The organism is Paenibacillus rubinfantis, from assembly GCF_001486505.1.
In the GTDB taxonomy this organism is placed as follows: Bacteria; Bacillota; Bacilli; order Paenibacillales; family Paenibacillaceae; genus Fontibacillus; species Fontibacillus rubinfantis.
In genome coordinates, this window is the sequence record NZ_LN909061.1 from 88284 (window position 1) to 112279 (window position 23996).

Genomic DNA, 23996 nt, shown 5'->3' on the forward strand with positions numbered 1-23996 from the left:
ATGTGTTGAAACGGGGATGAACGGTGATGTCGGGGGTTGTTGAGGTTTGAGATTAATATACGGGAGGATTCTATGAACAACAAATCGAAACGTATTTTTGGTTTTGTTTTCGTTTTTATTCTTGCGGTCTCGATGATTACGGCGTGCAGCGGGGGCGGTTCAAACAACGCGTCCCCAAATAATAGCAACAAGCAGGAGAATGTTTCCGACGAGCAGCCAAACCATGAAACCTCGTTTACAGACATCAGTACGGACATTCGCGGTAATACGGCGCCAACCCCGGAGCAGATCAATGAGGTGAATGCGACCTTAAACGATACTTATCTGGGCGATATTTTTGACGAAAAAATTCCGAACGACTACTCCGCTTATCCGTTCAAAGGGGATGTGACGCTGGACGTCTGGATGCCCGCCAACCGCAACATCCCGGATATGAACAATCACGCGATCCAGAAGCAAGTGGAGAAGCTGACGGGAATTAAGGTCAACTTCATCACCCCGCCGGTGGGGCAAGAAGCGGATGCGTTCACCTTGATGATCTCTTCCGGCGATTTGCCGGACATCATCATCGAGCCTGGCCGGTATCCCGGGGGCTTCGAGGCGGGTGTGAACGATGGAGCGTATTTGGATCTCACCGATTTGATGGAGAAGAATGCGCCGAACTATACCGCTTGGCGGAATTCCGATGAGACCCGAAGAAAAACAACGGTCACCGATAGCGGCAAGCTGCTTGGTTTTTACGGAATTGCTCCCTATTCGGAGTGGATGTGGTTCGGGATGCTGATCAAGCAGGAGGCGCTGGATAAAACGGGGCTTCCGGTTCCTGAAACAATTGATGAGTGGCATGCCTTCCTGACCAAAGCCAAGGAAGTGGGGTACAGCGAACCTCTGAACTATGGATCGAACTACGGTCAGATTTTTACCGGGATCCTAAACGGAGCCTATGGCGTATGGGATTGGACTTTCTTGGACAGCAACGGCAAGGTAGCCTGGGGACCGGCTCAACCCAAAGCGAAGGAATACCTGGCGACGATGCAGCAATGGAACAAGGAAGGGCTGCTGAACAAGGATTGGGCGACGGCTGACTTTAACCAACGAATGGCCAGCGCCATTTCCGAGAAGACCGCCGTGATGATGGATTCGCCCGATACGATGTGGAGCTACTGGAAGGAACAGAACAATATCGACTTCGTAGGGGCGCTGAACCCGGTCCTGAACAAAGGGGATAAAGCCGCCACGACGTACAAGAACTTCAAGCGGACGGGGACCGAAGCGGCCATTACGACCCAGGCCAAGAATGTGGAAGCGGCGATGGCTTGGCTCGATTTTGCTTATACGAAGAAAGGCTGGGAGATCTATAACTACGGCGAATACGGCACGGTCCACCTCATCGATGAAAACGGCAAGCCGTATTACCCGGAAAACAGCTACATTTACAACGATCCGGATGGACAGCCGGTTGCGGTTGCGCTGGATAAATATCGCAGACACATCTGGCCGGATATCCGTGACGAGCATAACTCCAACCCGTTGATCGTAGCGAAAGGAAGCTACTCCGGGGATATTCGGGAAGAATGGACCGAGAACATGGATACGAGCGCGGCGGTGCCTCCGATTTCGTTCACGAAAGAGGAAGCCTCGCGGGAAGCGGAGCTGGGCAACCAATTGTCCACGTTGCGCGGGGAATATTTCGCTAAAATCATCAAAGGCGAGCTGCAGGTAGACGCGTACGACAAGTTCCTGGAAGAAGCCAAGAAGATGGGGCTGGACGAATTTCTGAGCATTCATCAGGCGGCATTGGATCGCTATAACAGCAGATAATCGCAGGATGGCCTGAGATAGAGATTGGAACATAACGAGGGTGACCGGGCTGGGAAGCTTGGGCCCCTCGTTATTGTTTCAGAGAATTCAGAAGAAGAGTAGGTGATTCGTTCATGGAAGTCGTCCGTACATCAAGAAGCATTGATCCGGCCGCTAAGGCCCCAAAACTCAACAATACGAGAAAGACGATCAAAAAAGATCTGAAGAAGAACTGGTTCGTCTACTTGCTGGCGATTCCGGTCGTCGCATGGTTTCTCGTCTTTTGTTACGGTCCGATGTGGGGGGTTCTTATCGCCTTTAAGGATTATAAGCCGCTGCTCGGATTTGCTGAAAGCGATTGGGTGGGCTTCAAGCATTTCGTGGATTTCTTTCAGGGACCATACTTTTGGAGAGTGATCAAGAATACGCTTCTCCTTAATGTTTGGGGCATCGTGTTTGGTTTTACTGCGCCGATTATTCTGGCGTTAATGCTAAATGAAATACGAGACGGGAAATTCAAAAAGTCCGTTCAAACGATCACCTATATGCCTCACTTTATTTCCTTGGTGGTCGTCTGCGGGATTATTCATATCTTCACGGCGGACGAAGGAGTCGTCACGCAGGTTGTCCAGTGGATCACCGGCAAGGACTACACCTCGCTTCTCGGGTATTCCGCCTTTTTCAGGCCGATTTATACCTTCTCCGGCATCTGGCAGAACATCGGCTGGGACAGCATTATCTATCTGGCCGCGATGAGTGGGATCGATCCCGCTTTGTATGAGGCTGCAGAGATTGACGGCATCGGCAGGATCAAAAAAATGTGGTATATCACACTGCCGCAAATCACTCCGATTATCGTCATTCTGTTTATTTTTGCGATTGGCGGACTGATGGCATCCGGATACGAGAAGATTATTTTGCTCTACAACCCGCTTACTTACGATACGGCGGATGTTATCGCTTCTTACGTCTACCGCAGGGGCTTGAGGGAAGCCAGCCTCAGCTTCTCGACGGCGGTTGGCTTGTTTAGCGCCGTAATTAACTTTGCGCTGCTATGGGCGACGAACCGAGTCGCTCGGCGTACTTCGGAAGTGAGCTTATGGTAGAAAGGGGAATGGCCATGTCCAGCCGCAGAAAGCTGAAGCGCCGGCACTGGAAGCCCAAGACAACCGGGGATCGCGTGTTTGACGCCATGAACTATATTTTGCTGACCGCCATCACGTTAATCTGCTTTTATCCTTTGCTGCATATTTTGCTCGCTTCCGTTAGCAACCCGACAGCCCTGATGGCACATAGCGGGATTTTGCTGAAACCGCTTGGATTTACGCTTGATGGATATAAGTTGGTCTTTAAGGACAACAGCTTGTTGGTTGGGTACAAAAATACGATCATTTACGTAGGACTAGGCACGTTGGTGAATATGGTCATGACGATTATGGGGGCGTTTGTTCTCTCGCGGAAAGATCTCTACTTTAAAAATTTCATCATGATCCTGATCACGATTACGATGTTTTTTGGCGGCGGGTTGATTCCGTGGTTCCTCCTGATGAAAGATATCCATTTATACAACAACCTGTGGGCGATGATTCTGCCAACGGCTTTAAGCACCTGGAATATCATCATTCTAAGAACAAGCTTTCAGGCGCTGCCGGCCGAGCTGGAGGAAGCAGCTACAATTGATGGCGCTAGTCAGGCGGCGATATTGATTCGGGTGATCCTGCCGTTGTCCAAGGCGACGTTGGCGGTTATTTTCCTGTACTATTTGGTGGGAAACTGGAACTCCTGGTTTAACGCGATGGTGCTGCTGAAGGATCGGGAGCTGTTCCCGCTGCAGCTTTTAATGAAGGAAATCCTAGTTGCCAATGATTCCACGGCCACAACGATCGGCAGTGCGGGTGGCGTCGTTATCGACAGTGCTCAGAGCTCAACCGCTTTCCGGGAACTCGTGAAGTATTGCGCGATTGTTGTATCCACGGTACCGATCTTAGTCGTGTATCCGTTCTTGCAGAAATATTTTGTTAAAGGCGTTTACGTCGGATCAATCAAAGGGTGACCCTAAGATGGAGAGGAAGAGATTTGGAAAAATGCTGCTGCCCGCCATTTGCTTATTGCTGATTTCACAGATGGGATGTACCGATTCCGGTGCCGGAGGCGAGGAAAGGAAGGATTTTTATAATATCCTGATGCAAGACGGGGCTGACCCATGGGTGTATAAGCATACCGACGGGTATTATTACTTCACGAAAACGACCGGCGTCGACGTTACGGTTTGGAAATCCGCCAGCCTGACGGGCGTGGATGCGGCTCCCCGGAGGGTTATCCCGACAGGCGGCCATGGTATCTGGGCTCCGGAGCTTCATTATATCCATGGGGCTTGGTATATCTACTACGCCATGGATGACGGAGACAACGTGAACCATCGCATGTACGTGATGGAGAATACCTCGGCCGATCCTACTCAAGGCGTGTGGAAGCAAAAAGGGCAAATCACCGATTCAACCAACCGATGGGCGATTGACGGCACCGTACTGCCGTTGGACGATCAGCTGTATTTCATTTGGTCCGGCTGGGAAGGGGACGTGAATGTCAGTCAAAATTTATACATTGCCCGAATGAGCAATCCTTGGACGATCGATTCAGAGCGCGTGGAAATTGCCCGGCCGACCTATGCCTGGGAAACCAACCACTCGCCGCATGTGAACGAAGGTCCGCAGGTGGCGGTTCGAAACGGAACCATTAACCTGGTCTATTCGGCGAGCGGCAGCTGGACCAACGATTATTGCTTGGGATTGATAACGGCGGATGTGACCAGCGACCTGCTGAATCCGGCTTCATGGCAAAAGAGGGCGGAGCCGATCTTCGCCTCCGGCAATGGACTGTATGGACCGGGGCATCATTCCTTCACCACGTCTCCCGACGGGACGGAGGATTGGATTGTTTATCATGTGGCGAAATACAAGGATGCCGGCTGGAATCGGGAAGTGCGGGCTCAATCTTTTACGTGGAATGAGGATAATACCCCGAACCTTGGTGTGCCTGCGGACCCGAACCTCCCGCTGGCCTTGCCTTCTGGGGAAGCGAGCCGCTCTCGTTATGAAGCGGAGAAGGGGATGTTTGGGGCTGGCGTGTCCGTGTTGGCGAACACTTCAAGTTCCGGAGGGAAATACGCAGGGCGGTTTGAACAGGAGGAAAGCTATGCCGAGTTTTCCATTCAAGCTGCAGCGGGAGAATATATTCTGTTGGCTAGAACTGCGAACGGGAGCGCTGCCGGAGAAGTCTCTTACGTTGAGTTAAGCGTCAACTCGGAATCGTCCGTAACGCTCTCCGTCCTGCCTAAGGGGTGGGATAACTGGGGGTTGTCCACCGCCCGAATTCAGCTGAAGGACGGGGAGAACAAGCTGCGGTTTGCCCGGGATCGCGGGAAATTTGGGCTGGATTTCTTTGACCTCCTGCCGTTGAGAGCCCTGCAGCAATGATAAAACTTATGAATATTGATTTATTACAGCTTATTGTAGTACAGTCAAGAAAGTAAGATCTTTTTTTGGGAATACGGATACGGAGGTTCCTATGCTGGAAGTTGGTATACACGAACCGGATAAGCTGGTTCAGGTGGCTCATGCTCTCTCTACGCGTTCGCGCGTGGACATTCTTCGCCTGCTTAACACGCGGAGTATGAATATCATTGAACTGGCCGAGACCTTGGAGCTGCCGGTGTCGACGGTGGCGAACAACGTCAAGGTGCTGGAAGCGGCTAAGCTGATCAATACGGAATTGCTACCGGCCGTTCGCGGAGCGATGAAGGTATGCAGCCGTAATTATGATGATATCCTCATCTCGCTGAATACAAGCATCCGGACGTCCAAGGACGGGATGAAGTTTTATGAGGTTGAAATGCCGATCGGCCATTACAGTGATTGTGAGGTTCATCCGACGTGCGGGATGGCATCCAGCGAAGGGATGCTGGTTCGGGAGGACGAGCCAGCCAGCTTCTACCATCCTAAGCATGTCGCGGCGCAGCTTTTGTGGTTTCGCAAAGGGTATGTGGAGTACCAGTTTCCGCTGGAAGTTCCGCAGAATGCGCGAATCCAGTCGCTGGAGCTGTCGATGGAAATGTGCTCGGAAGCGCCGAATTACGACAATGATTGGCCTTCGGACATCTCTGTTTGGGTGAACGGCGTCGAGATTGGCATGTGGACGAGTCCCGGGGATTTCGGGGATCGGCGCGGCGCTTTAAATCCATCCTGGTGGGAAGACTGGACGACGCAATACGGCTTGTTAAAAACGTGGCGAGTTGACCACGAACGCACGACATTGGATATGCAGAAGGTCTCTGACATCACCATCAAAAACCTGCAGCTCGACCAAAGGCCAAGCTTGCGAGTGCGGATTGGCGTCAAGCCGGATGCGATTCATAAGGGTGGCGTTAATCTATTCGGGAAGCAGTTTGGCGATTACGACCAGGATCTGGTCCTCCAGGTCGCTTACACGTTGGATGACGATACGCAATCCAATTCATAAGTTGTTTCCTAAACCATCGATTCTCTAGGGATCGGTGGTTTTTTGTATTTTCCGGAAGTTTCATTACAAAAAGTTCGGAAAACAAAAACATTGAATATTCCTGATAAAATGAGTTGAAAGCGTTGACAAAATGGGGCTATGAGGATATATTTAGCTTAAATGATACAAGAATTATGTATTAAAACAAAAATATCTATTATGGATCGAAAAGGAGCGGAACAATGACAAACCCACATTTGCGTAATGAATACCCTCGTCCTCAGTTTGTCCGCGACGCGTGGATGAGCCTGAATGGAGAATGGGAGTTTGAATTTGATGACCAAGGCATCGGGGAAAAGGAGGCTTGGTACGCAGGGCATGAGTTCAGCTGGAAAATCAACGTTCCGTTCTGTTATCAGAGCCAACTCAGCGGCATTGGTGACCCGGCGGCGCATGACCAGGTCTGGTATCGAAGAACCTTTGATGTCCCGGAAACGGGCCCGTCCGGACGCTTGCTGCTGCATTTCGGAGCCGTCGATTACGAGGCCAAGGTTTGGGTGAACGGCCGGCTGGTGGCGATGCATGAAGGCGGGCATACCCCGTTTACGGCAGACATTACGGATGTGCTTGCCGAAGGCGAGAACACCGTTGTCGTGAAGGCGACGGATTACAGTCGCGATGTCTCCGTGCCGCGGGGCAAGCAGTACTGGGAAGACCAGTCGGCAGGGATCTTCTATACACGAACAACCGGAATTTGGCAAAGCGTTTGGCTTGAGCCGGTGCCTGAGACGCGGATCGATCGGATTCGACTGATCCCGGATATCGATAAGAATGACATCGGACTTGAAGTGTTCTTGTCCGGGCATCATGCTTCCGCCGAAGTCAGCCTGAAAGCCGTCATCACTTTTCATGGCGAGTTCGTTACCGAGGATTGCTACTCCTTGAGTCAAGCATCGGGACGCCGGGTGATTCACCTGGATGACTTTAACGATCATGGCCTGGGGCGTTGGTGGACGCCGGAGCGACCGAACCTGTACGACCTGGAGCTTACGCTGCTGGTCGACGGTACGGCGGTGGATACGGTCCAAAGTTATTTCGGAATGCGTAAAATCTCAGTGGAAGCCGGTAAACTGCACTTTAATAATCGTTCCTATTATATGAAGCTGGTGCTGGACCAGGGTTATTTTCCGGAAGGGCTGTTAACGGCACCTAGCGATGACGATTTGCGCCGCGATGTGGAGCTTACGAAAGAAATGGGCTTTAACGGCGTACGTAAGCATCAAAAAATTGAAGACCCTCGCTATTTGTACTGGGCCGACAAGCTGGGCCTGCTGGTATGGGGAGAAATGGCCAATGCCTATGAGTTTACCGAGTCTTACGTTGGCCGGATGACGCGCGAATGGATGCAGGCCGTGGAACGGGATTTCAACCATCCTTGTATCGTGGCTTGGGTTCCGCTTAACGAAAGCTGGGGCGTGACCAATATTATCGTCGACAAGCAGCAGCAATACCACGCGTTATCGCTGTATCACCTCACCAAATCGTTGGACCCGACGCGGCCGGTGATTTCCAATGACGGATGGGAGCTGGTTACCACCGATTTGGTCACCATCCATGATTACGAGTGGCGGAAGGAAGCGTTGGAGGAGCGGTATGCCGCGGTCGAATCCGCTTTGACGGTGAAGCCCGGCAACCGGATGATCCTCGTGCCTGGATTCCCTTACGAGGGACAGCCGATTCTAGTCACGGAATTCGGCGGGATTTCCTTTAAGGTGAATGAATGGGAAGGCTGGGGGTACTCGGGTGCGGAGAATGAGGAGGATTTTGCGCTGCGGTTGAAGAATGTTATCGTACCGATGCTGCAATCTCCAGTGGTTCAGGGCTTCTGCTATACCCAACTTACGGACGTGGAACAGGAAATCAACGGCCTGCTGACCTATGACCGTAAGCCGAAGCTGCCGCTGGAAACCATACGTGCGATTGTAGCGGGATCCTAAAGATCAAGGAGTGCCCTAACCCAATGACAGAACCAAGTCGAACAAGCGCTGAATTGATCCGCGAGATCGCCCGGACGGAAGTCCCTTACGGTACCTTGGCTCTTTGGTATCTCGGCCAGGAAAGCGTAGTTGTAAAAGGGGACGGGATTACCATTTACGTAGATCCCTATCTATCAGGCGACCTGGACGATGGCGATTGGCGGCGTACATTTCCGGCGCCGATCTTGCCGGAAGAGATTCAAGGCGTTCAGCTCTGCCTAATTACGCATGAACACGATGACCATATGGATGCGCGGACGCTGCCTTGGTTACATCGGAGTTGCCCGGGGGCCCCGATCCTCGCGCCGGCTAGCTGCCAGCCGGCCTTGCAGGAGATGGGCATACCGGAGTCCGTGCGGATCACCGCGGACGACCGTCGGCCGCTGGAGCTCTTCGCCAAGCTGCGGTTGACGCCGATTGCGGCGGCCCACGAACAGCTGGAACGGGATGCGGACGGCTGCCCTCGGTATGTCGGGTACGTCCTGGAGTTAAACGGCGTAACGCTTTATCATGCCGGAGATACGGTTGTTTTTCCGGAATTGATGGAGCAGGTTAGCGCCCTGAAGCCGGACATCGCGTTGCTGCCGATTAACGGGAGAGACTATTTCCGACAGCAACGCGGAATCGTGGGCAACATGGATTACCGGGAAGCGGCGCACTTCGCCCGCGAGATTGGCGTGGACACGGTGATCCCGCTGCATTACGACCTGTTTGCAGTGAATGCTGAGAAGCCGGGTCATTTCGTGGATTATGTGTATGAGCAATTTCCCGAGCAAAAAGCCCACGTCATGGCCAGGGGCGAGCGATTCGTATATGTTTCTCCGCGTGCGTTCCTGCGGGATTAATCAAAAAAGCCGACCAGAAATTTTTTGTTCTGGCCGGCTTTTTTATTTGGGGTTGATGTGGCTAGGCCCTCTGCTTTGGCTCCCTGTATGTGGCCTTCCCCCCTACATGGTGTCCTCCACGTGGCCTCTTTGCACCATTATCCCTTTCGTTAAGGTGACAAGCGCGAACCCGGACCGAACCCCGGAGCTGGATTGGATCTCTGCACGAGGACCCGGTGCCAAACCCGAACCTGGTTCTGGGCCGATCTGATCAAACGGGATAATCCTGCAAAGCGCCCGACAGCGGGGGCTCCCCTAACGGCGCTTGTACAACGTGAGAACTGCCTGGACCTCAGCCATCACTCGCACCCGGAGCTCCAGCGGCTCCAGCACCTCCACCTCCCGGCCGCCTCCCAGGATTACGCCGCATGCCCAGTCCAACGTCTGTAGATCGACCTCGGCTAGAAACTGCCCTTGAGTGTCCGGCCCTTCCGCATGAAGCACCTTGGTGAATCGCTCTCTGCGCAGACGGTTCAGCCCGGCTTCGGTCGTCCGCACCCGGGCGAGATAACGGGGCAGCTCGGATTTGAAGCGGGAGGTCGATTGCTCCCAATACGCTGCCAAGTCAAATCCGACCGGTCGCACGAACGTCTCCTCTAATAGGCTGGCTTCTTCCAGCCGGGAGATGCGGAACGTACGAAGCTCGCCGTCCGGCTCCTGCTCCGCCGCTACGTACCATACGTTGCGCTTGGCGATGAGCCCCAAGGGCCGTACGATCCGCTCGACGACGTCTTCTTCCTTACGGTAGCGGATGCGCAGCTTCCGCTGGGCCCATACCGCCTCCTGCACGGTGGACAGCCAAGGAAATGCCTCCTCCGAAGCATGCCAACTGGCCCCGTCGATATGAATCCGTTCGCGGATCAGCTCGGCGTCCTGCCGGATTGATGCGGGAGCCGCAGCCAACAGTTTCTGATAAGCGGCCTGAAAATCCCCTTGAATCCCAAGATCCTTCAGTAACTCGTTATGGTTCGTCAACAGCAGGGAGATAACTTCCTCCGGCCGCATGCCGGTCAGGTTCGTCCGGTAGCTGTCCGCCAGCACCCAACCGCCGCGGGAGCCGCGCTCCGCATACACAGGGATGCCCGCAGCGCTTAACGCTTCGATGTCCCGGGAGATCGTCCGCTCCGACACCTCCAGCAACTCCGCCAGCTGGCGAGAGCTCATTTTTCCCCGGTTTTGCAGCAATAACAGCAGATTTAGCAAACGGTCCGCACGCATAAGAAGCCCCTTTACCTTTTTGGTTTTCGTGGAATGATTATATCATGAATATAAGACAATAGATGTCATATATACTTTGATATTCTACAGGAGCACGTGCAAATTCGAGTTGGAAAGGAAGCGAACAAACCATGGACAAGAAACCATTAAAGGGAAAAGTGGCTGTCGTCGCCGGAGCAACGCGTGGAGCGGGCCGGGGGATCGCCGTAATGCTGGGGGCGGCGGGGGCGACCGTTTATTGCACTGGACGGAGCGTTCGGGGAGGAGCGTCGGATATCGGCCGGACGGAGACGATTGACGAGACGGCCGAGATAGTGACCGCCCGCGGCGGAGTTGGGATCGCTGTTCGCACGGATCATACGTCGCCGGAGCAGGTTAAAGCCTTGTTCGAGCGGGTAGAGCAGGAACAGAACGGACGCCTGGATATTCTGGTGAACGATATTTGGGGCGGTGAGAACCTCACCCATTGGGACACGCCCTTCTGGGAGCAGCCGTTGGCCGATGGGTTACTCATGCAAGAGCGCGCTGTCCGGACCCATCTCATTACGAGCTACTACGGGGTACCGATGATGATCAAGCGGAAGGAAGGCCTGGTCATCGAAATTACCGACGGTTCAACCTATAATTACCGGGGCAATGTCTATTACAGTTTAGCCAAAATATCGCCGATCCACCTGGCCGCTGCGATGGCCGAGGAATTAAAGGCGTACAATGTGACGGCATTGGCCGTGACACCGGGATTTTTGCGCTCCGAGCAGATGCTGGATTACTTTGGCGTCCAGGAAGCCAATTGGCAGGACGCGATCAAGAAGGAACCGTTATACGCCGAATCCGAAACGCCGTATTTCGTTGGGCAAGCGGTGGCTGCTCTGGCCGCCGACCCAAACGTTCGCGACAAAGCCGGCCGCGCGTTGACCAGTTGGGATTTGTCCGACGAATACGGGTTTATCGATATCGACGGACGTAAGCCGCACTGGGGGAATTTTGCACGTGAACGGGGACTCCCGGTGAACTAAACCTTCGGCTGGATGCACTTATTGGAGTCGATCCAACGCCAAGGAGCGCTTGTGCAAAGGGATTTCTCCTGCACAAGCGCTTCTTGGGGTTTGCTTTAATCTACCTGAGGCCACAAACGCGCGCAGTAATGGGGAATGACCTGGATATCGTGGATTTTGGCGATTTCCACCCCTTCAAATCGCTCCACATAGGCCTGGTTCACGAAACTATGCACCGTGCCTTGGCGCAGCGGCGTAATCGAGAGGTGCAGCGGATGGTTCTCCAACTCGTGCCGCACCTGCTTTAACCCGATTTCCCAAGGTTGTCCGTAATGAATATGATCCGTCAGAAGCCGGTCGCCGAGGTAAGCGGCGGCTACATCGCCGTCATACTCGATCCGCAGCCAGACGTCCGACACGGATTCCGGCCAGTCGGCGGGGACGGTTACCAATGCGGAACGGTCCGAGGGAGAGGTGAGTGTCAGCTCGGGCGAAAAAGCAGCAAAATCAAGAGTATACGTCTGGAACACACCCTCGTTGCGTTCCGCTGTGTCTTGCAGCACCCCTATGCTGCTCCGCAATTTGGCCGATGGGCTTGGGAAGAGTGACAAGGTCACACGGTTTTGGCCTGGCGAAGTGCAGATGAGCTGCCCGTCCTTCATCGCTAAATGGCTTGAGCTTAGGACCAGCGTATCTTGGCCCCACAACCCGTCGAACCGATACGTGTGTAATGCCTCGGCTCGAGTTAGGGTGACGAGACGCACCGTTCTCCCCTTCGCCGTTTTAACGAGAATCTGATGCTGCTGGCCGGCCGCCGGGCGAACGATCCAGTTCGCTTCGTTTTCCTCAACGGAGCCGTTGTTGCCGTCCGCTTCTACTGCAGAGACCGAGGTTTTGCGAAGCACGATCTCGGGGTCCATTCCGTCATGGGCATAGAACACCAGCAGCGTTTCGCCCCCAGCTTCAAGGCGGGTGAATAGCTGCGCGGTGGCGCTCGCAATCCACAACCCGTCCAGCTCCAGATTAAACGGCAGGATTGCGCTTAGCCCGCTCTGAAGCGTGATTTCACCGCGCTGCGGGAAGGAAACCTTTCCCTGAGGCGTATCCAGTTCAATGCGCAGGCGGCGATCCGGCAGGTCGATATGATCCTGAAAATTGTTCAGGAATACAAACCCGGAGCCGTCTTTTTGCCGAACACACCAACGAACGCTGTGGGGATCCTCAGGCGCGATCTGCTCCTGACCTGTGGGCAGCACGGTGCCCATCGGAGCCAGAAGCTTGCCAAACGATTGGAGGAACAGCGAGATCGCCCGAATGCGGTCGTACGAATCGCCAACCCGGCCAAACTCGCCTAAGGGCGATTGGTAATCATAGGTGACTTTGGGCAAACCGGATTCGTTTAGGAACGATTTTTGACCGATCGGATTGGAGCCGCCGTGGTACATGTAATAGCCCAGCAGATTGCTGCCGCTGCCCAGCTTCACCAGCGTCATCGCCTCGATGCTCTCCGCTGGCACGTAAGGCCGGGCCTTGTAGCTGACCTGCATGCCACCGGCGATTTCGCAATAAGCTACCGGATACTCTAAGCTGTCGTGATTGACCGGCTCGGCAGGCGTAACGTGCAGATCCTGGAACACGAACTCGCGGCTTGGCGGCTGGTTGGGAATCCACGGCGTATAAGCGTATCCGGCCAGCATCGGTAACGTGCCCTCCTCAGGCACAGCCGCACCGCCCCAAGCGGTTGCGGTAAAAAACAGCGGACGAATGCCAACCTCCTCGGCAATCCGGCGCAACTCGTCCAAGTGTGCGGAGCCGTCGATTCCGGCAGTTACGAATTGACCGGGGCCGTATCCCCAAGCATCCAGCGGTGCGCCAGCGTGCATATACTCGTTTTCCAACTGTACGGCGATTACCGGGCCACCTTCCTGATGATAGGTGCCTTGAATTTGCCGGGCGATCTCCCGATACAAACGTCGGGCCAGCGACAAATAGCGCGCATCATTGGAGCGAACCTCCAGCGGATAACGGAACACCCAATCGGGGATGCCGCCGTTGCGGACTTCACCGTGGCAGAACGGGCCGATCCGTAAAATCAGCGGCAGCTCGTGTTTCGCACAAAGGTCAATGAAATGCCGGAGATTGCGATTGCCGCTCCAATCGAACACGCCCTCCTCCTCTTCGTGAAAATTCCAAAACACGTAAGTTGCAACAAGATGAACGCCGCCGGCTTTCATCTTCAGCAGTTCTTCCTCCCAATGCAAATAAGAGAAGCGGGAGAAATGAAACTCGCCGACGACCGGAATCAAAGGCTCCCCGTTGCGGGTCATGTAGAAGTTGGTAAATCCGAAGGATTCTCCTTTTGGGTTGCTTCCCGCGTGCGAGGCAAGCTTGCCGGGACGGATCGTTTTATTAGCTTGGGCGATGTTGAGTTTTAAGACCGTGGTTTCATTGTTCATAGGGAGACATGCCTCCTGAAGGATATGAATATTAGATCCGATGGATCGTGTTGTATCTAGATGTGGATGTCCTTATCGGTTATATTCATTTTAGATGTTTATTGCTGGATGAAGGAAGAGAGGATATGGCTAAAAAACCGATGGATTATGCTATCAACGAGGAGCGCCCCTACGGAATTTTGATTGCCGGACATTATGCGGAAACCGCGGGGTATACCATTCACCGGCCGCCCGATCCGGTCGGCTGGCTGTTGATGTATACGCTGACCGGGGAGGGACGAGTTCAAGCCGCCGGAGAAGCGATGCCTTGCCGGCCGGGGGACGCCGTGATCCTGTTGCCCGGATTGCCTCACCAATATGGTACGGCAGGAGCGGAGTGGGAGTTTATTTGGGTTCATTTTATCCCGGACCCTTCTTTTCGGCCATGGCTGAACTTTCCGCAACAATCCGAAGGGTTCATCCGCTTCCATGTTGACAACGGCCCTGGTCGCAACGGCTTCGCCGAAGCGCTTCAGCGGATGGAGCAGTACAGCAGTTCCGGCGGGAGCTCCGAGCTCCACCACCGCTTGGCGGAGTTGGCGTTAGAGGAAGCGTTGCTGCTGCTCCGTACGGAGGTTGTCAAGGACCGGGGCGAAGCCGCACTGGATCCAAGAATCGCTGATGTCGTCGGATATTTACGGGAATCCTTCCGCGAGCGGGTCAGCATTCCGGAGCTAGCCAAACGCTGCTGCATGTCGCCTTCCCGGCTGTCGCATTTGTTTAAAGAGCAGGTCGGGGACACGATCATCGGCACCGTCAACAAGATCCGCCTGGAAAAGGCGGCCCAACTGCTGGCTTTCACCACGCGGCAGGTGGCGGAGATTGCCGGTGACGTCGGCTTTGACAGCCCCGATCATTTTACGCGAATGTTCTGCCAGGTTTACGGAGAGACCCCGTCCAAATACCGCAAGCGCAAGCGGGACGGATTTCAGGATGAAGCTGAGGGTTGAACTAGCGTGATGCGAAATAAGGTAAAAAGAAGGTGCCCCAAGATCACACTTGGGACACCTTTTTTTGCCTTCAATTAATACGTATCGCTACTTGGACGCTGCGCCGTATCGCGCTCGAACGCCACGATCCAGTCGCCCTGGACCGCTGCATAGCCAACGTCCCCTTCGGCGACAAGGCCGTACAGATTTTTTACGTCCAAATATTCCTGACGGCTGCCGTTATCGAACTCTAACGTGATGTAATAATACGTCCGGGAGGACGAGCTATGCATCGCGTTGTTCTCATTCATGTGATTGGAACTGTGCCGCACGTCCATCCGTTTCGATACGATTCGCGCATATCTCGTGTCCCGCGGGGCACGGGCGTTTTTGGCGTAACGGGCCCCACTGGAAATCATCAGTACGATGAAAATAACAATAAAGATGACCATAAAAACGGGAACGATCGTAAACATGATGTCACCGCCGCCCCCGAAACCGCCTCCGCCAAACGGAGAGGGATCGAAGCCTCCCATGGGTTCCGCCTCCTTTGTTCTGACTCCCAACGCAAGTTTGGCTGGTTGCCGTCCGTTGTTCTTTCTTATATACGCGAAAAGGGAAATATTGTTTCAGTTACTCTGAAGAGCGGATTGCCGTGTGTTCTTGTGAATCATCTTAGCGTGTAAGTGGTTTGTAAAATATGTAAATTTTAAGTAAATATATGGAATGTAATTAGAGTAGAAGGTAAGATATGGGTGTGGCCACAAAAAATGAAAAGGCTTGTGTAGTAGGTGCTATTTCTTCGGTGGCATCCGCTTCAATCACCTGGGACTCTTGGGCAGATTGGACAGGAGTTGGGGCAATTGCAGATGTACATGCATACACTGCTCAAGCAAATGAGCCTTATAATTACCAAATTACTGTTGCAGCTAGTCTTAGTAACGGCGACTACAGATTTGTACCCAGGAATCCAGCAGCTTCGACGGATAGAGTTAGTCTTTCTTTCACTTCTAGTAGTCCAGTGAGCAGTGGTACTTCATATCACGAATGGATCACGACAGATAGTGGTACCCCAATTACTAAAAGCATTCGATTTCAGTAAGACCATTTTTGAAAGATAAAACATCTTAGAAATAATAAAACCCAGAATGTGAATAGGGCAAAATCTGCCCTATTCATGTTTTGGTTATTTTGGAGGAAAAATGCGACAGATCATACAAGATATTTTTATTAGCAGAAAAATATTCATTATGCTTTTTGTTGGATTTCTCTTCACGATATTACCGATACAAATTGCTCTTTCAACCCAGTCCTTTTTCGATGAAATCTTTTATGATTCCTTAAATGGTCATTTTCGATATTATTATTCTTTGGAATTAACGAACCTAAATGAGATAAATCTCGATAAACTACAGAAAATCGCAAAAGTGAATTTTCGTAACTCAAGTGTAATTACCAATGATTTCACGGTTAATGATCCGGAACATGGCTTGATGATAATTACAGGGCTCTTAAATAATAAGTTATGGTCCCCCCCAATATTTAATGGGACGATGATGGAGTCGGAATCCAATGAGATAATCGTTGGAAAAATAGTATCCAATCATGCCGGGACAATCAATTTATTGGGTAATGAATATAATGTCGTAGGAATTGCAGGAAGAGGCTCAAGCGATGCATACAATTTAAAAGCATATATTAATTTCAACAAATTACCAGCTCCAATTAAAAGTAACATTGAAAGGAGCAAATCTTTACAGTTGTTTGTAAGATCAAATCAAACTCCAACAGAAGAAATAAATTCATTTATTTCTAAGATTAAAAAACTTGATAATGAAGCAAAGGCAAACATCAAAGATGAATCCAGTGCTTATGAACAAGCCAAAAAAACAAGGGGCATGGTGAAGGAAGTATTAAGTTACCCCTATCAGCTTTGTGTTATCGCTCTAATTAATTGTATCATTGTAAGCTATCTGTGGATTTATCTAAAAAGAAAAGACATTGCTTTGAGGAAAGCTTTAGGAGCAAGCGACTTTAATTTATTTGTGTATATTATCACTCAGTTATTCGTTTGTGCGATTATCGCAATACTTTGTTCGCTCTTCATTCAGTGGTTTTTGAGGAAATCAAGTGCCGGGATTTTTCATTATACAAGTTATATCGTGAGCATTAATTCAAGTAATTTTATCCTTGCGAGCCTGATTATCATTACAATTGCGTTAATAACTTCGATTATACCGGTTCTGCATATATTAAGAATTGAACCTGCTAAGGCTTTAAAGGAGTAACGAATATGATCAGACTAAAAGCTGCTGTTAGAGCGTTGCGAAATAGATGGTTCCTGTCCCTGCTTCTATTGATTCAATTCACATATGGTTTATCTACAGTAACAAGTTCAGGAAATATATTTTATAACTTCTACTATCTGCTCCATGACTCCCTGTTAGATCTGGATAGCACTTATCTAGTTGTTCCTGGTAAGAATTTCGGGATAGCTGAGTCCGAAAGAAGTAAATACGATAAGGAACAAATAGAGGCATTGTATCGAAAGCTTGACCAGAGCCCAGATGTTCTCGCATATGGTACTTACTATGAAAGTATTGTTTTACTTGATGATCAAAGTAGTTTGATAGACACTCGGTTATTGGAAGGAATGTCGAAGAGGAATAGTGGACTCGACGATCCTTATATTCAGTCAATTGTTATCGACAAGAATTATTATTCTCTTATGGACTTGAGGCTTGGAGAAGGACAAGGCTTGTTGCCGCAAGACTTCGAGAGAACAGGTCAGCAACAAGTGAATGTACTCGTGGGGTCTTATTTCAAAAAGTATTATAAAATAGGCGATCTCATTAACGATCAATACAGAATAAACGGCTTTTTGCCTGATCGTTATATCGTAAATAACAATACAACCAACGTGTATTTGAATTTAGATAAGGCCATGTTGATCCCAATGCCTATAGATCAATATAGCGAGTTCGACTACATGTATTCCAGGCTATTCCTCGGAACGGTATTGAAGTTGCGGGAGGATGCAAATCTTGATCAGTTGATTGAAATCCTACGATTACCAAATAGTAAAATAGATATAAGTCTTCATAGCCTGGAAGAGGACGTTAGAACAAATATTAGGTCAAGTATTTATGCCCAGATTCCTCAACTCATCTTAGCCGGTTGTTTTATCTTATTCTCTGTAATAAGTATAGCGCTCGCGACAATCATCTCGATCCTAATTCGAAAAAGAGAGTTTGGAATCAAGTTGGCCGTAGGCGAGAGCGTGCGAGGGATTTGGGGGCAAATCGTTCTTGAAAATACCATCATCGCTCTTGTCGGCACGGGTTTATCGTTGTTTTATTTTGTTCTAAAGTTTCAGCGGTTGCTGCAACGATCAAGCCAATATGATATGGCTAGCGTATTGAGTTTTCGTTTCAACGCTCCGATTTTTTTGCTGATTTTTATCGTTTTAATGATCATAATCGTAATATCTAGCTTTGTCATTTATCCATTTATTCGAAAACAAGAAATAAAATCACTAATTGGGGGGATGGAATAATGGAGGTGATCAAATTACGTGAACTCAAGAAAGCGTATCGTCATAAATCCAATGAGACTCCAGCCTTAAGCGGTATTAACCTGACAATCCGTCAAGGTGAATTGGTGGCCATCATGGGGCCGTCAGGTTCGGGTAAGAGCACCCTGTTAAATATTCTGGGGTTGATGGATTCTCCCTCCTCAGGTGAATATTATCTAAATGGTCAATCCGTGCATCAGATTAGAAAGCATAAGGCTCACATTACAAGAAATCAGATGATCGGTTTCGTCTTTCAAAATTTTGCCTTACTGAAGGATTACACGGCACAGGATAATGTGTTGCTTCCACTCACCTACCGTAAGTTAAGAAATAACGAGAGAGTGGCGAAGGCCAAATATTATCTGCAAAAAGTGGGATTAGCGGAGCATGTGCATAAAAAGCCCGATGAATTATCCGGGGGACAGCAACAAAGGGTTGCCATTGCAAGAGCTTTGGCAGCAGAGCCCGCATTGATATTAGCTGATGAGCCTACCGGTAATTTAGACCGAAAAACTGGAGAAGATATTATGGAGTTATTACAGGAAATCAACAGAGAAGGCAAGACGGTGATCATCGTCACTCACGATATGGAGCTTGCAAAAAAATGCCACCGTATCATTGAACTCGTGGACGGGATCATCCATACGGACCGGCCTAATCTTGCCTCTTCGATTGTGAACGAATACGAATTGTGATAAACTGGAATCACTATGAAAAGAACGGAGGGTTCCCTGTGATTAATATCAAATTCCGTTTTACCACTTTGCGCGGCTAATTGAATACTGCCAAAGGCTCTGCACCTGTGCAGGGCGAACGGGATAGGTGTGCTATGATAAAGGGAATCACATGGAACTTTAGAATAGAATATGCCTGATTTGGCCGGGACACGCGACGGGGATCGTCATCCTTGTTTGCGGTTTTCGGGCTGTTTGGGAACCGTTTGCGTAAACACAGGTGCCGTGCCTGTGTTTATTTTTTTCCTATAAGGGAGGAACTCGGTATGACAGAACAACTGCAACAGCAAGTAGAGCAAAAAGCCATCTTGGTTGGCGTAAATTTGAATCATCAGACGGATTTCGAGTATTCGATGGAAGAGTTAGCGAATTTGGCGGAGGCGTGCGATATTGAAGTCGTAGGCGTACTCACGCAAAACCTGCCGAAGGTTACCCCGTCGCATTATATCGGGACCGGAAAAATTACTGAGGTCCGAGCCCTCATGGAGGCTCACGGCGGCAACCTCGTGATCTTTAATGATGAGTTGTCCCCGTCGCAGTTGCGCAACCTGGAGTCCGATCTGGACTGTAAGGTCATTGACCGGACGTTGCTGATTCTGGATATTTTCGCGGAACGGGCGAAAACCCGCGAGGCCCAGCTCCAAGTGGAGGTGGCCCGGCTGAAGTACATGCTGCCGCGTCTGATCGGGTTGCGGGAATCGCTGGGCCGCCAAAGCGGCGGGGTCGGCACGAAAAACCGCGGTGCCGGGGAAACGAAGCTGGAGCTTGACCGCCGGCGGATCGAGGAGAAGATCACCGCGCTCAGCCGCGAGCTGGAAACGCTGGTCGCCCACCGTCAAACCCAACGCAAGCAACGGAAGAAGAACGACGTGCCTGTCGTTTCGCTCGTCGGCTACACCAACGCAGGTAAATCGACGATCATGAACGCGCTGCTCGAGACGTATAGCCCTGGGCAGGAGAAGCAGGTGCTGGAGAAGGATATGCTGTTCGCCACACTGGAGACGTCTGTCCGCAATATCCCGCTGGAGGATAACAAGTCGTTCCTCCTGACGGATACGGTGGGTTTCGTGAGCAAGCTGCCGCATCATCTGGTCAAGGCGTTCCGATCCACCTTGGAAGAGGTCTCGGAAGCCGATTTGCTGATCCATGTCGTGGATTATTCCAATCCGGAATTCGCACGAATGATCGAAATCACGCACCAAACGCTCAAAGAAATCGGCATTACCGATATCCCAGCGATCTATGCCTATAACAAATCCGATCGGACGGAACAGTCGATCCCGGACGTACAGGGGGATATCATCTACCTCGCGGCGAAACCCCGCATCGGCCTGACCGAGCTGGTGGATGAAATTCGCCGGCGGGTTTTTAAGGACTACGTCAAATGTTCGATGTTGATTCCGTATGATAAAGGATCGCTGGTCTCCTACCTGAACGAGCACGCTAACGTGTTGGAGACGCATTATGAGGAAGAGGGAACAAAGCTTGTTCTGGAGTGCCGGCAGAGCGATTACGGTAGATACCAGGAGTATGTGATCGAAGCGGCAGAGTGATGGGAGATGAGGCGGTAAGTCTGATTCGACGGCTTGGTGAGGGTTCGATCGAAAAACGGTTGTCGGATAGGATAGGAAGACGTATAATAGCCCTCAAAACACGTCTTTCTAACAAAGGAGAGCGATCCGCATGTCCGATATGTTAGTGAAATTATACGATCTGCCCCCGTTTGAACCGCTTGAGCAGTACGAGGCGCGTACCGGGATTACGATCCGCCGGGCCCTTGCCCCGGAGAAGCACGTGGTCTCGAAATGGGTGGGCGAGCACTTTGATATGCGCTGGGTAAGCGAATGCGAAGTGGGGTTCGCCCGCGCGCCGATTACCTGTATCATCGCCACAGAAAACGACAAGCTAGTGGGGTTTGCCTGCTATGATACGACGATGAAAGGGTTCTTCGGACCCACCGGCGTGGATGAGCAGGAACGCGGTCGGGGGATCGGCAAACAGCTGCTGCTGTATACGCTCTACCTGATGCGGATGGACGGCTACGGCTATGGCGTGATCGGCGGAGCGGGCCCGAAGGACTTCTATGCCAAGGCGACCGGCGCGGTTGTGATCGAGGGCTCGGTGCCCGGAATATACAAAGGGATGCTGCGATAATGCAGCATCCCTTTTGTATATTGTAACGGACTCCAGCGACGTTATAGGCATTATTAACACGCTGAGCCCAAGGTAACGGACTCAGATGACCTTATTTTGGCCCATGGCGGTGGTCGGCCCCCTTTTAAAGGCCAATAAGGGCTCTGGAGTCCGTTACTCTGGGAAATACCCGGGAAATGGACCAATAGCGTCATTACGGTCCGTTAGCGTAGGTTCTCCCGCAGTTGTTCGGTGCAAGCCCTCGCCCTGCTCCGTTTCCCGGTGCGGGGCTCTGGACCGCACCGGGACCGCACCCGCGCCGGCTAGATCGCCGGCAGCGTCACCAGAAAGGCCGCGCCTTGGCCCGGCTTGCTGTGGACCTCGATGCTGCCGCCGTGGGCTTCGACGATCGATTGCGAGATCGACAGGCCGAGCCCGGCTCCGCCTTGTTTGCGCGTGCGGGAGGCATCGATGCGGTAAAACCGCTCGAACACATGCGGCAAATGCTCGGGAGCGATCCCCGGGCCGTTGTCCCGAACCTCCAGCTCAGCCCGGCCCAGCTGAGCGGACAAGCGCACGGCGATCGTCCCCCGCTGCGGGTCGGTGTGCTGCACCGCGTTGTGGAACAGGTTCAGCACCACCTGTTTGATCTTGTCGCAGTCGCACATCGCGGCCAGCCCAGGCTGCAGGTCGAACCGGACCTCGCGCTCTCCGGCCAGCATCCGCAGATGCGGCTCCATCTCCGCGATCACTTCGTCCAGGCGCACCAGGGTCCGCTGCACGACCGGGGTGCGGTCAAGCTTGGCCAGTGTCAGCAGGTCTTCGACCAGCTTCTTCATCCGCTGCGATTCGCCCAGCATGCTGTTCAGCGCGGTGTGCAGCTGCTCCGGCCGGTTGGCGGCGCCCCGCAGCAGCACCTCCAAGAAGCCGTGAATCGAGGTGAGCGGCGTCCGCAGCTCATGGGACGCATCGGCCACGAACCGGCGCATCTGCTCCTTGGCTTCGCGCTCGGCTTCAAACGATTCCTCCAGCCGCTCCATCATTCCGTTAAAAGATACGCCCAGCCGGTCGATCTCCGACTGGCCGGACGCGGCCGTGAACCGGTTGCCGAGATTACCGGCATTCGTATCCTCCACCGTGCTCACCATTTGATTGAGCGGCGTTAACGCCCGGCGCAAAATCGGCAGATACAACGCCAAACTGCCGGCTAGCGCTAGAAGAGAGAGGCCTACGAAGGTCAGCAACTGGCGCATGACCACCTCGCGCAGCGGGGCCGTATAGGTGCCCATCTGCACGAGCCAAGCGCGTTCGCCTTGTTCGCCCGGCAATCCAACCGAACGGAACACGACCAGCTGTTCATCCCCATTCTCATCCTCAATCACGCGGTAACCGTCCGGTCCCGGGTGCATCGGCTGGTCCTCCTGGATTAAATCCGCGTATTCCGCATTAGACAGCCGCGGTGCAGGCGCACCGGATTCGGCGTTCAAATCGATGAACCCGTTATCGTTGACAATCGCCAGCGAGGCGCCGGGGATAAACAATTGCGGGGGGCGTCCGGCAGTTGGTTCTCCGCCCGCGTCCCCACCGCCGAGTCCGCTCCCGTTCATCGCGGTGCCCTCATCAGCAGCGGCATCTGGCTCCGGCTTCGGCAGGCCCCAGCGTTCAGCTGGCTGACCAGCCCGGTTGAACACGTCGCGAAGCGGGCCGCGCATTTGCGAGATCATCGTTTCGGCTTGGTTCTTATATAAGAAGTCCTTCATAATGACGTACTGGAACACGCCGATTAGGATCAAGAGTACAGCCAGCATCAGGAGGGACCGGGAGAGCAGTTGAAAGCGCAGTGAGCTCGGGGAGAGCAGGCTTCGCAGTCCTCCGATCACCCGCTTCCCGGCGGCCGCGATCCGCTTCTCGCCCGCTTTGGTCCGGCTTCCGCCGGCAGCGGGCTTCATGGCAAGTCGACGCGGTAGCCCGCGCCGCGCAGCGTCCGGATTAACCGGTGCTCCCGGTCATTTAATTTTTCGCGCAGCGAGCGGATGTAAACCTCTACGATATTCTCCTCGCCGCCGAAGTCGTACCCCCAGACTTTATCCAAAATCGTCGTTTTGCTCAGGACGATCCCATGGTTCAGAATCAAGTATTTTAACAGCTCATATTCGGTAGGGGACAATTCCAGCGCCTGATCCGAATAGGAGATTTCCTTGCGACGGTCGTCCAGGCGAAACGGGCCGATCACCACCTCGCCGAATAGAGCCGGAAACTGATTGCGCAGGCGGGCGCCGATTCGGGCCAGCAGTTCCTCGAAGCTAAACGGCTTCACAACGTAATCGTCCGCGCCGATCGTCAGCCCCTTGACCCGGTCTTCGACCTCGTCCTTTGCCGTCAGCATGATAATGGCTACGTTCTCGCCGCTTTTTCGCAGCAACCGGCAGACTTCCCAGCCGTCCATCCCCGGCATCATTACGTCCAGCACGATGACGTGCGGCTGAAACTCAGCCGCGATGGCGACTGCCGTCATTCCGTCACCGGCCGTGCGGACCTCAAATCCTTCATTCTGCAGCCCGAGCTCAAGGAATTGCACGATATGCGGTTCATCATCCACCAGTAGTACTTTGGCCCCTTTGACTTGCTTCATCCCAAATCCCCCTTGCGCCGATCTATATGCATGTCTTAGCTGTAATGCTTCCATTATGCGTGATGATGC

Annotated in this window: 19 protein-coding genes; 14 read left to right on the forward strand and 5 right to left on the reverse strand. The window is 52.4% G+C overall.

Annotation, left to right across the window (positions count from 1 at the left end):
- The first annotated feature begins 72 nt into the window (after positions 1-72).
- The 7 genes from BN3277_RS02925 (at position 73) to BN3277_RS02955 (ending at position 9178) form a co-directional block, all read left to right on the forward strand.
- A complete protein-coding gene (locus BN3277_RS02925; RefSeq protein WP_059040811.1) occupies positions 73-1821 on the forward strand; it encodes an extracellular solute-binding protein in 1749 nt (582 codons plus the stop codon).
- A 113-nt stretch (positions 1822-1934) separates the two neighbouring features.
- Positions 1935-2906, forward strand: a complete 972-nt coding sequence (locus BN3277_RS02930) for an ABC transporter permease (protein ID WP_059040812.1) — start codon at positions 1935-1937, stop codon at positions 2904-2906.
- A 14-nt stretch (positions 2907-2920) separates the two neighbouring features.
- Entirely contained in the window at positions 2921-3853 is a 933-nt protein-coding gene (locus tag BN3277_RS02935; RefSeq protein ID WP_059040813.1) for a carbohydrate ABC transporter permease, read from the forward strand.
- A gap of 7 nt (positions 3854-3860) precedes the next feature.
- Positions 3861-5276, forward strand: a complete 1416-nt coding sequence (locus BN3277_RS02940) for a family 43 glycosylhydrolase (protein ID WP_059040814.1) — start codon at positions 3861-3863, stop codon at positions 5274-5276.
- A gap of 91 nt (positions 5277-5367) precedes the next feature.
- Positions 5368-6318, forward strand: coding sequence for an ArsR/SmtB family transcription factor (locus BN3277_RS02945; protein ID WP_059040815.1), 951 nt, complete (start codon positions 5368-5370; stop codon positions 6316-6318).
- Positions 6319-6539: 221 nt separating this feature from the next.
- Positions 6540-8294 (forward strand): glycoside hydrolase family 2 protein, encoded by a 1755-nt coding sequence (locus tag BN3277_RS02950; RefSeq protein WP_059040816.1) that lies wholly within the window; start codon positions 6540-6542, stop codon positions 8292-8294.
- A 23-nt stretch (positions 8295-8317) separates the two neighbouring features.
- Positions 8318-9178 carry an MBL fold metallo-hydrolase gene (locus BN3277_RS02955; RefSeq protein WP_059040817.1) on the forward strand — a complete coding sequence of 287 codons (861 nt, stop codon included), beginning with the start codon at positions 8318-8320 and terminating at the stop codon, positions 9176-9178.
- Between the two features lie 294 nt (positions 9179-9472).
- Here the strand turns inward: BN3277_RS02955 and BN3277_RS02960 are convergent, their stop codons facing one another.
- Positions 9473-10435, reverse strand: a complete 963-nt coding sequence (locus BN3277_RS02960; RefSeq protein WP_059040818.1) for a helix-turn-helix transcriptional regulator — start codon at positions 10433-10435, stop codon at positions 9473-9475.
- A gap of 131 nt (positions 10436-10566) precedes the next feature.
- On the opposite strand from BN3277_RS02960, the gene BN3277_RS02965 reads away from it, so the two are divergent.
- On the forward strand, positions 10567-11451 hold the full coding sequence (locus tag BN3277_RS02965) for an SDR family oxidoreductase (RefSeq protein ID WP_059040819.1): 885 nt from the start codon (positions 10567-10569) through the stop codon (positions 11449-11451).
- A gap of 95 nt (positions 11452-11546) precedes the next feature.
- Here BN3277_RS02965 and BN3277_RS02970 read toward each other — a convergent pair whose 3' ends face one another.
- Positions 11547-13886 (reverse strand): beta-galactosidase, encoded by a 2340-nt coding sequence (locus BN3277_RS02970; protein ID WP_059040820.1) that lies wholly within the window; start codon positions 13884-13886, stop codon positions 11547-11549.
- Positions 13887-14011: 125 nt separating this feature from the next.
- On the opposite strand from BN3277_RS02970, the gene BN3277_RS02975 reads away from it, so the two are divergent.
- Entirely contained in the window at positions 14012-14875 is an 864-nt protein-coding gene (locus tag BN3277_RS02975) for a helix-turn-helix domain-containing protein (protein ID WP_059040821.1), read from the forward strand.
- A gap of 74 nt (positions 14876-14949) precedes the next feature.
- Here the strand turns inward: BN3277_RS02975 and BN3277_RS02980 are convergent, their stop codons facing one another.
- Entirely contained in the window at positions 14950-15390 is a 441-nt protein-coding gene (locus BN3277_RS02980) for a DUF2500 domain-containing protein (RefSeq protein WP_059040822.1), read from the reverse strand.
- 666 nt (positions 15391-16056) lie between these two features.
- On the opposite strand from BN3277_RS02980, the gene BN3277_RS02985 reads away from it, so the two are divergent.
- The 5 genes from BN3277_RS02985 to BN3277_RS03005 all read left to right on the forward strand — a co-directional run bounded on the left by BN3277_RS02985 (position 16057) and on the right by BN3277_RS03005 (position 21316).
- Positions 16057-17142, forward strand: a complete 1086-nt coding sequence (locus tag BN3277_RS02985; protein WP_059040823.1) for an FtsX-like permease family protein — start codon at positions 16057-16059, stop codon at positions 17140-17142.
- 5 nt (positions 17143-17147) lie between these two features.
- Positions 17148-18410: an FtsX-like permease family protein gene (locus tag BN3277_RS02990; RefSeq protein ID WP_059040824.1), complete on the forward strand. Its 1263-nt coding sequence runs from the start codon at positions 17148-17150 to the stop codon at positions 18408-18410.
- On the forward strand, positions 18410-19123 hold the full coding sequence (locus BN3277_RS02995) for an ABC transporter ATP-binding protein (protein WP_059040825.1): 714 nt from the start codon (positions 18410-18412) through the stop codon (positions 19121-19123). The genes BN3277_RS02990 and BN3277_RS02995 overlap by 1 nt, the downstream gene beginning before the upstream one ends.
- Before the next feature lie 305 nt (positions 19124-19428).
- Positions 19429-20715: a GTPase HflX gene (gene hflX / locus BN3277_RS03000; RefSeq protein WP_059040826.1), complete on the forward strand. Its 1287-nt coding sequence runs from the start codon at positions 19429-19431 to the stop codon at positions 20713-20715.
- Positions 20716-20845: 130 nt separating this feature from the next.
- A complete protein-coding gene (locus BN3277_RS03005; RefSeq protein ID WP_059040827.1) occupies positions 20846-21316 on the forward strand; it encodes a GNAT family N-acetyltransferase in 471 nt (156 codons plus the stop codon).
- A gap of 302 nt (positions 21317-21618) precedes the next feature.
- Here BN3277_RS03005 and BN3277_RS03010 read toward each other — a convergent pair whose 3' ends face one another.
- Positions 21619-23244 carry a sensor histidine kinase gene (locus BN3277_RS03010; RefSeq protein WP_082691286.1) on the reverse strand — a complete coding sequence of 542 codons (1626 nt, stop codon included), beginning with the start codon at positions 23242-23244 and terminating at the stop codon, positions 21619-21621.
- Positions 23241-23927 (reverse strand): response regulator transcription factor, encoded by a 687-nt coding sequence (locus tag BN3277_RS03015; RefSeq protein WP_059040828.1) that lies wholly within the window; start codon positions 23925-23927, stop codon positions 23241-23243. The genes BN3277_RS03010 and BN3277_RS03015 overlap by 4 nt, the downstream gene beginning before the upstream one ends.
- Positions 23928-23996 lie beyond the last annotated feature (69 nt).